This window comes from Burkholderia sp. Ac-20384, assembly GCF_017104605.1.
Classification (GTDB): domain Bacteria; phylum Pseudomonadota; class Gammaproteobacteria; order Burkholderiales; family Burkholderiaceae; genus Burkholderia; species Burkholderia lata.
In genome coordinates this window covers 1-1,122 of the sequence record NZ_JAAGPE010000647.1, presented here as the reverse complement: position 1 = coordinate 1,122, position 1,122 = coordinate 1, and the positions used below count along the sequence as shown (strand labels likewise).

Genomic DNA, 1,122 nt, shown 5'->3' with positions numbered 1-1,122 from the left:
CAACGGCGGCGTGCCGCCCGCGAGCGCACCGAACAGCGACGCCATTCCGTGCCGCACGGCGGCCGCGCGCTGCGCGAGATCTTCCGATTCGGCCTTGCCGAGCGCGAGCAGATCGTCGATGCCGTAGATGCCGGCGAACAGCGCGTGCCGCTTGTCGTCGGCGGGCGCCGCCGCGAGGCCGTTGCGCTGCGCGGCGATGACCCGCGCGACGTCGGCCGTGACGCGCGTGACCAGTGCGTCGAGTTTCGCGTGCACGTCGCGCGTGCCGAGCAGCATCGACACGAGGCTCAGGCACAGGACGCCGATCGCGACGGTCGAGCCGCGCCCGATCACGTGCTCGAAGGTCAGCTCGGGATGCTGCATCGCGCCGTAGGTCGCGAGGCCGATCGTGTAGCCGGCCACCACGGTGCCCGACGCGCGGAAGTGCCGCAGCAGCGTCATGCCCGCCACGCAGACGCCGAGCCAGAACGCGAAGCCGAGGATGAACAGCAGCGGCTGCTGCGCGAAGCAGCCCATCAGCACGAACGCGACGACCATCCCCGCGATCGTGCCGACCACGCGCCACACACCTTTGCCGATCACCGCGCCCTGCACGGGATTGATCACGAGCAGCACCGTCGACGCCGCGGAATACGGCGTTTCCAGTTCGAGCAGGTAGGCGACGCCGAGCGCGAGCGCGGCGGCAATGACCGAGCGCGCGACATACGCGCCGCGCGGCGTGAAGATGTCGATGCGCGCGATCAGCGCCGCGGCCGCGCGATTCAGGCGACGGGGCGGCGGCGCGACGGCGCGCGTCTGATCTGCTGCGTCATGCACTGCGCACGCTCCATGAGAAAGGACGAAGCCAGTCTACGGTCGAGCGATGCATGCGGAACAGTGACGTCTTTGCACTCGACGAGTGCGTGCGACGCATGCGTCATGCGTGCGCCGGATGCAGCGCCGGCTGGCCGGTGCACAGCCCGCGCACGACACGCCGCAACCACTGGTGCGCGGGGTCGCTCTGGAAGCGCGGATGCCACGCCTGCGTGATCAGCACGGTTTCGAGCGGCACCGGCAGTTCGAACGCGCGCACGCCGAGCCCGGCCCGCACCGCGCCGCGCGCGAGATGCTCGCGTAGATTTG

At 70.7% G+C, this 1,122-nt stretch carries 1 protein-coding gene and 1 pseudogene; both read right to left on the bottom strand.

Annotated features, from left to right (window positions below; genetic code table 11):
• The coding region (locus G3O00_RS42580) for an FUSC family protein (RefSeq protein WP_206146584.1) at positions 1 to 816 on the bottom strand (816 nt) is incomplete at its 3' end.
• 100 nt (positions 817 to 916) lie between these two features.
• A pseudogene (locus tag G3O00_RS42575) lies at positions 917 to 1,122 on the bottom strand (LysR family transcriptional regulator); the annotation flags it as partial.